The sequence below is a fragment of the Psychrilyobacter sp. genome (genome assembly GCF_049671765.1).
GTDB lineage: Bacteria > Fusobacteriota > Fusobacteriia > Fusobacteriales > Fusobacteriaceae > Psychrilyobacter.
Genome location: NZ_JBATVM010000215.1, coordinates 1 through 8,495 on the forward strand (window position 1 = coordinate 1; position 8,495 = coordinate 8,495).

Annotated in this window: 7 protein-coding genes; 6 read left to right on the forward strand and 1 reads right to left on the reverse strand. The window is 29.1% G+C overall.

Annotated features, from left to right (window positions below; genetic code table 11):
* On the reverse strand, positions 1 to 2,346 hold a 2,346-nt coding region (locus WBG30_RS10340; protein ID WP_424504576.1), incomplete at its 3' end, for an insulinase family protein.
* 607 nt (positions 2,347 to 2,953) lie between these two features.
* On the opposite strand from WBG30_RS10340, the gene WBG30_RS10345 reads away from it, so the two are divergent.
* The 6 genes from WBG30_RS10345 to WBG30_RS10370 form a co-directional block, all read left to right on the forward strand.
* On the forward strand, positions 2,954 to 4,084 hold the full coding sequence (locus tag WBG30_RS10345; protein ID WP_424504577.1) for a betaine/proline/choline family ABC transporter ATP-binding protein: 1,131 nt from the start codon (positions 2,954 to 2,956) through the stop codon (positions 4,082 to 4,084).
* Positions 4,074 to 5,621 (forward strand): glycine betaine ABC transporter substrate-binding protein, encoded by a 1,548-nt coding sequence (locus WBG30_RS10350; protein ID WP_424504578.1) that lies wholly within the window; start codon positions 4,074 to 4,076, stop codon positions 5,619 to 5,621. The genes WBG30_RS10345 and WBG30_RS10350 overlap by 11 nt, the downstream gene beginning before the upstream one ends.
* 163 nt (positions 5,622 to 5,784) lie before the next feature.
* Complete coding sequence (locus WBG30_RS10355; RefSeq protein WP_424504579.1) at positions 5,785 to 6,606, forward strand: N-acetylmuramoyl-L-alanine amidase; 822 nt, start codon at positions 5,785 to 5,787, stop codon at positions 6,604 to 6,606.
* Positions 6,607 to 6,729: 123 nt separating this feature from the next.
* Positions 6,730 to 7,656: a signal peptidase I gene (gene lepB, locus WBG30_RS10360; RefSeq protein WP_424504580.1), complete on the forward strand. Its 927-nt coding sequence runs from the start codon at positions 6,730 to 6,732 to the stop codon at positions 7,654 to 7,656.
* 58 nt (positions 7,657 to 7,714) lie between these two features.
* Positions 7,715 to 8,146, forward strand: coding sequence for a ribosomal protein S18-alanine N-acetyltransferase (rimI, locus tag WBG30_RS10365; RefSeq protein WP_424504581.1), 432 nt, complete (start codon positions 7,715 to 7,717; stop codon positions 8,144 to 8,146).
* 144 nt (positions 8,147 to 8,290) lie between these two features.
* Positions 8,291 to 8,495, forward strand: a 205-nt coding sequence (locus WBG30_RS10370) for a hypothetical protein (RefSeq protein ID WP_424504582.1), incomplete at its 3' end; no start/stop codon positions are given.

Consider the following 8,495-nt stretch of genomic DNA (forward strand, 5'->3'; position numbering starts at 1 on the left):
ACTTAAGAGAGGTGTAATATCAGTTTTAAAATTTTGATAATTTCCTCTGTTGGCATAGAAAATAAGTAAATTATGTTTATTAAATATTTTTTCTCTGATGTTTTTCATATCTTCCTGTAATTGTATAAAATTTTCATCATAATTTTCTAAAATTTTATTTAACTTCGTAAGCATAGGAGGATAAACATAGTAACCTCTACCACCAAAATTAACTTCTTCATCTAAATAATAGTTATAGTTTGGATTGATCATAGACATAGCTTTTATTACCGACATTCTGTTGATAACATTTGCATCTGAAGAACTAGTTAAGATTGAATCACGAAGACCTTCTAATCTCTTTTTGATTTCTAATTTATTATCGAAATTCCCTTCTAAGAATAAATTTTCTAGTGTACTATATATTTCTGCCTTATCATCTTGAAGATATTCAAAGTTTATTACAAATCTCCTAGCGATGTTATCATTTTCTAGAAGAGAAGTTCTGTTATTTAAACTAAGTTTGAAAAAATATTTAGTTAAATTATTAGATATTTCCTCAAATGAAAAGTCTTTGGTACTACTAGTTGTCATCAGATATGAAAATAATTCTGAATCTAATTTTTCAGATTGATCTAAACCACTGGCATCAAATTTTAAAGAGACTAAGTTGATGTCATAGGTATTGATATCGTTGTCTACAAATTTTATTCCATCTATAGACTCTTCCTTTCTTTTTACAGTTGGAATTTCAGAATCAGAAAGGTCACTTAGTTTTACACTAGGAATGGAATCAATAATTTTCTTATCTACAGGTTCTTTTGACCATACATTGAATTTTTTTATGTCACTATTTAAATCATCCAATTCTTTACTATTTAGATTTTTTTCAAATTCATTTAATTTTTCTTTTTCCAGTATTTCATTTTTAGCTAACAGATTTTCGTCTGGAGTGAAGAAAATTTCTAATTTATTGGTATTAGTTACAAAGTATTCTTTTATTAGTTGCTTAATTTTTTCAGGGTTATTAGCTAATTCTTCTAATATTTTTATCTTATCTTCAGAGATAAATAGATATGGTTTGTCATAGTAAAAATAACTTGTAGCAATACTAGTTGTGAGATCAGATGCTCTTTCTTTGGAATATTGAGATTTAGCTAGTTGTTTTTTATAGTCTCTCAGAGCTAGTTCAACTATCTCTGGATCTACTCCAGTTTTAACAATTTCTTTCATCTTAGCATCCATCAATTTTCTAAATTTATCTACTTCTTCTTTTTTTGCACCTTGAATAAGGTAATATCCTCTTGGTTGGATAGTTCTATCATTATATAGTCCGAAACTACCGCTGAATTTCTCATCCACAAATAATTTTTTTAATGGAGAAATCTCATAGTCGGCCAAAAGAGATGTTATAAACATAAGTTCTGGAAGAGATGTCTTTGGTTTCATAAGAGTTCCGTAAATATAGATATTTGGAGATCCCTTAGGAGCTGGATAACTCTCGTTATGAAATTCATCTTTTAACTGTGTATTCTGACTCTCGATTTTAGCAACTTCTGTTTTATTATATTGGCTATAGTATTCGTTTAATTTAGCTAGACTTTTATTTATATCTTGTTTTCCTGCTAAGACTACAACAGAATTAGAAGGAGTATAATATTTTTCGTGAGTTTTTCTCAAGTGATCTAGATCTAAATTAGGGATGCTACTAGGTAACCCACCAGAAGAAAATCTGTAGTTTGCCATTTCATCTGGATACATCAGTCTGTTCATTCTAAAGGATAGATTTCTATATGGATTAGAAAAAGCTCCTTTCATCTCATTATAGACGATCCCATTTATGATTAATTCATCATTATTAGGGTTTCTATCGTATCTCCATCCCTCTCTTTTTAAGGTGTTTTCATCTTCTAATACCAAGGGATTAAAAACTGCATCTAAATAGATATCCATCAGGTTATCAAATGATTTTGGTTCTACTGCTGAGAATGGATAGACTGTATAGTCCTGACCAGTCATGGCATTTAAAAATGATGGGATATTTTTGGTATCTAGTTCATAAAATAAATTTTTATCTGGATATTTTTTTGAACCTTGTAAAACAGCGTGTTCAAATACATGATTAACTCCACTATCGTCTACTACAGGAGTTTTAAATGCGATACCAAAAACTTTTTCAGGAGATTTGTCATCTAAATAAATAACGTGAGCACCTGTTTTTATATGTTCGTAAGTATAACTTGTAGCTCCTAAATTCTTGATATCTCTTGTTTCAATGAGTTTAAATGTTTTTTTCTCTTTTTCAACTTCTTTCTTAGTGCAAGAAATAAGAAAAGAAAGAGTCATAATTATCATAAATAATTTCATAATACCTCCATTTTTATATGTTTTTTAGAATTACTAAAAGTTTACACTATATTGAATAGAATAACAAATATTTAGATTTAAACGATAGAGATATTTTTTTAGACGTCTTAGAATGTTAAGTTTTTGTATTATAAAACTTTCTTTTAATATTGATAAAAGCTAAAAAGTGCTAAAAATGAATACTAAATCAGAATAATAATAGACAATGTTTTGAAATTGAAGTAAAATGAAGATGTAAGTTTTTAATATTGGTGAAGTAAAGTAGACAAGTACTTAGAATATAGAGGTTTGTAGTATTATTTTTAAACGAAATAGTAGTATGGAATTGAATTATTTATAACGAGTAAATGTCTCTTGAAAAATTATTAATTTAGAACTGGGGTTTATTTAATGTCTTATAAATTAGGCAATGATTATACTACTATTTTGTAGTATAAAGTCAGTCATAACGACGAAACTTAAACACTCTAACTCTATTATCCTTAAGGATATTTGAGTTGGGGTGTTTTTTTATTAGTTATGTAAAGGTTTTAAATAATACAAGCTTATAAAAGCAAAACCTAAATAGTGCTTATGATGTTCTATTTTATTGTACGAAGGAGGATTTATGATTGAATTAAAAGGAATATACAAAAATTATCAGAACCAGAAAGTGCTTAAAAATATAAATTTAAAGTTTGATAGAGGTGGAATCTACTGCATAATTGGTGAGAGTGGGTGTGGAAAAACCACAATGATGGAACTTATAAATAGACTTATTAAACCAAGTAGTGGAACGATTATGGTAGCAGGACAGGATATTTCTAAGATAGATCCGGTAAAACTAAGAAGAAGTATAGGATATGTGGTCCAGAAAGTAGGGTTATTTCCTCATATGACAGTAGGTACAAATATAGAAGCTATTTTAGAACTACAAAAAGTAAAAAAAGAAATTAGAAAAGAAAAAGCTCTTGAGTTATTGAACTTAGTTCACTTAGAGGAAAGCGACTATGACAAATATCCTGCCGAATTATCTGGTGGTCAACAACAAAGAGTAGGAATAGCAAGAGGACTTTCTACAGATCCAGAAATATTACTTATGGACGAACCTTTTTCAGCTCTAGATCCAATAACCAGAGGGAGCCTACAAGATGAATTAATAGATTTACAAAAAGAATTGGGTAAAACTATAATTTTTGTAACTCATGATATGGATGAAGCTATAAAAATAGCCGATAAGATAGCTATAATGAAGGATGGAAATTTATTACAATTTGATTCACCAGAAGAGATATTAAAAAACCCTGCTAATTCATTTGTTGAATATTTTATAGGTAAGGATCGACTTTGGAAGACTCCTGAATTATTTCTTGTGGAAGATATCATGAGAAAAAGAGTTCCAACAGTAAGTCCAAGAATGAATTTATCTAAGGCTTTTGAGAAAATGAAAGATTTTGATAAAGATTTTGTTTTTGTTGTAGACAAAGGTCAATTAGTTGGGAAAGTATCGAAAGAACTTTTATTTAAACAAGATCCCTCTCCAACGATAGTTATGAAAGATATAATGGTAGAACAGCTATTAAGTTTAGCAAAAAAAGATAATCTTTTAGATGCTTTGACTAAGGTTGAAGAATCTCAAAACAAGGTAGTTCCTGTGATAGAAAAAGGAAACATATTAGTAGGGATGGTTACTCCGACTAGTTTACTAAATGTAATCTACAAAATAAAACCAGAAGGAGGAGAAGATAATGTTTATTAAAAATTATTCTGAAATATTGATAGCTCTATGGCAACATTTGGAAATAACGTTTTTATCTGTAGGAGTGGCTATTTTAATAGGGATTCCTTTAGGAATATTCATTTCAAAAAGAGAAAAGCTGGCCAAAGCTGTATTAGGGGTTGCAGGAGTATTTCAAACATTACCTAGTTTAGCATTATTTGGTTTAGTTATACCATTTTTAGGCATAGGATTAGTTCCGTCTATAGTAGTGCTATTTCTTTACGCCTTACTTCCAATAATTACAAATACCTATATAGGCATAACCGGGATAGATAAAACCCTTTTAAAAGTAGCTAGAGGAATGGGAATGAGTAGAAAAGAGATATTATTGAAAGTGGAACTTCCACTTTCTATTCCTATAATCATGGGTGGAGTAAAAATATCATCGGTAACTTGTGCAGGAACTGCTACAATAGCAGCCCTTATAGGAGCTGGAGGACTAGGAAGCTTTATATTTAGAGGGATATCCACTGGGAACAATACTCTTGTTATGATGGGAGCTATACCAGCAGCCCTACTAGCTGTTTTTATAAATAATATATTTGGGCTTATTGAAAGAGCTCTTAAACCAATTCAAAACTCAATTCATACAGATTGGGTTCATAAATTCAAAACTCCAATTATAGCTTTAGGATTAGCTATGTTCTTTATGCCTTTACTTGCATCCTCTGTGAGTCATTACAACAAATGGAAGGCTAAGGAACATACAGTAATTATAGGGCATAAAAGTTTTACCGAGCAAAGAATATTAGGCCAAATGTATTCTCTATTAATAGAAAATCGTACAGATCTAAAGACTAGAGTATTAGAATTTGGAGGTACTCAGGTAGTATTTAATGCTCTTGCAAATAATGAAATAGATATGTATCCTGAATATACAGGAACGGCTTATACTTCTATTCTAAACCAAACAGAAAAATATAGTCCTAAGGAAACCTACAACATTGTAAAGAATACTTTAAAAGAAAAATATGGTATGGAAATATCAACTCCTCTTGGATTTAATAATACTTATGTATTCTTAGCTAAACCAGAGTTTATGAAAAAAAATAATATAAAAAAAATATCAGATTTAAACAACTTTCAAGATAAGTTTACTTTAGGAATAGATATGGATTTTATAGATAGACCTGATGGTTTAGTAGGATTGAGAAAAGAATATGGTTTCAAATTCAACGAAGTAAAAGGTATGGACTCAGGGTTGTTACTAACTGCATTAAAGAATGATAGAGTCGATATTTCTGTAGGGTTTGGAACAGATGGAAGAATAAGAAAATATGGATTTGAAATAATTGAAGATGACAAACAATATTTCCCAGAATATAATGTAGCTCCTCTATTAGGAAAAGGATTTAAAGAAAAGTTTCCAGAATGTTATAATATTATTGATAGTTTAAGTACTAGAATAAGTGATTCTGAGATGCAAGAATTAAATTTGATGGTTAGTGATGGAGATATTTCTCCTAGAGAAGTGGCTATAAAGTATTTAAAAAAAGAAGGATTAATTAAACAGTAACCTTTGTTAAGATCTATAGAAAAAGAGTTTAATAATATGCGCAAGAAAAAGAAGGTTTCTGTATCCTAAATAGGAGACCTTCTTTTTTTTTTGAAACTGATATTTCCTTTTAACCATGTTATAATACTAATATAAATCATTAAATAAATAAGTGGGGTGGACTATGGGGAAAATAATATTACTGATAGTAGGAGCAATGATTTTTACATCTTGTTATAGAATAGATAGTAAAACCTATAAGGCAACAGGATACAGTGAGAGGGTGAGGTTTATAATTCTTCATTATACAGCAATAGATAGAGAAAGATCAATTAGAGCTTTAACCCAAGAAAAAGTAAGTTCTCATTATTTGGTAACAGATAAAAGACAGGACCCTATATATCAATTAGTATCTCTTGAAAAAAGAGCATGGCATGCAGGTATAAGTGAGTTTGCAGGTAGAACTAATTTAAATGATAGTTCTATAGGAATAGAGATAGTTAATAAAGGATATAAGAAAATGATTGTAGACTTAGATATGGAAAATGAAGTTAAAAATATAGCAAATAGGAAGTTTTATCCCTATAAGGACTATCAAATAAAAAAAATAGGAAGACTTTTACAAGATTTGGTAAAAGAATATAAGATATCTCCTAAAAATATATTGGGACATTCAGATGTAGCACCGACAAGAAAACAAGATCCAGGGCCTATGTTTCCGTGGGAGCAATTGTATAAGGAATATGGTGTGGGAGCTTGGTATGAGGATGAAGATTTTCATAAATTTTATGATGAAGGACTATATGAAAAATATAGTGAAGCAGATATTCAGATGGAGCTTAGAAGATATGGATATGGGATAAAAATAAGTGGTAAAAATGATGGAGAAACTATAAAGGTTATAGGAGCTTTTCAATCTCATTTTAGGCCGATCAGGGTAACGGGAGAAATGGATTTAGAGACCTTTGCAATCTTAAAAGCGCTCAATCAAAAATATAGTTTGTAATTAGTTGAAAAATAATAGATGGTAATCGTTGGTTTTAAAGGTTTTTATTCATAGAAAAAAAATGATAAATATGGTAAAATATGTAGATATTATAGGGAATTTAAAGGAGGATTAGGAGCTAATATGGAAACTAATAAATTGATAATAAACGGGATATTTTATGCGATACTTACAACTTTTTTTATTTTCTTATGGTTAAAAGAGAAAAAAGTGGTAGCATGGATAAGAATTTACAGAGATAGATTTTCAGATTTTATAATAAGTATATTAAAGATAAGATCTAAAGTTGCAAAGACAGGGGTAAAAAAAACTGTTAATTTTACTGAAGCAATTGGGTCAGCATTAATCTTAGTGCTTATAATTCAAAAATTTTATTTAGGAAATTTTATGGTACCAACGGGGTCTATGATTCCAACTATTGTTCCAAGAGATAGGTTATTTGGAAATATGGTGCTTTATAAATTTACTGAGCCTTCAAGAGAAGATATTATAGTATTCAAAGAACCAGTTCAAAATAAGGTGCTTTATACAAAAAGACTTATGGGATTACCTGGCGAAACTGTAGAGGTAGAAGGACAACGGTTAATAATAGATGGTAAAAAGGTGTCGGAGAGAAGATATTCTAATTTAGGAAACTTAGGTTATAATCAATGGATAGTTCCTAAAAAAGGAGATAAATTGATGATAGTTCCTATGGGGAATTATAGTGATGAATTTAAAGAAAGACATATAGATGTAGCTAAAATTCAAAAATCTTTATTAGATGCTCCGGGAGCACTATCTCAAGTATTACCAGATGTAGAATTTTATATAAATGGAAAAAGAACAGGAATGATATTAGATTACATCCATAATGAAGAGGTATTAAAAAAATTATTTGTTGGAAAAACTGTAGAAGCTGTTATACCGGAGGATTATTTCTTAGCTTTAGGAGATAATACTGATGGAAGTTCTGATTCTAGATTTTGGGGATTTGTAGCTCAGCATAGGATCGAAGGAAAAGCTTTTGTAAGGTTCTGGCCGTTAAATAGAATTGGAATATTAAAATAGAATTTAAAAAGAGTTTTACCTAAGCATAGTAGAAAATTAATAGGAGCATGATAGAAAAATGATAGATATAAGAGAAATAGAAGAAAATGAATTGATGGATCTTTTTGATATAGAGGAAATTTCTTTTATAAATAGTTATAGAATATCAACTTTGGCTGATATGTATGGGAAGCCAGTTTATAAATTTCTTGGAATATTCAATAAAAATAGGTTAGCAGGTTATATAATATTACTTGATAGTATAGATGTATATGAAGTAATAAAGATAGCAATCTCTCCTAATTATAGAAAAAAGGGACTGGGAAAAAAACTTCTTTCTTCGGTCTTGAAAGATTTGGATAAAAATTTGATATTAGAAGTCAGAGTATCCAATGACCCTGCTATTAAATTATATGAAGGTTTAGGGTTTGAAAAGATCAATATCCGAAAAGGGTATTATGGAGATACAGGGGAAGACGGTATAGTTTATCTATTTACTATTGAAAATTAATGATGAGTTAAAAACTTATAACTAAAAACTAAAATTTTGACACAGATATGATAGATAGAAAAAAATAAAATATATGAAGAGTAAACTCTAAAATTTGTGTAAGAAAAAATGTTTTAATTTCGCTAGAAGCGATTGGAGTAAAGAATGGAATATAAATTTATAGAAGATAAAGACATAATAAAATTTGCAGAAAAATATTTACATCTTTCATATTCTACTGAAAAAGAGGTAGGATATTTTTTTAGGGAAATAAAAAATATAAAGAATATAAATTTTTTAGAATTTATAGAAAAAATGGAGATAGAGTTAAATAACAACAGAAAGCACGATACAATGAAATTTTTAAAGA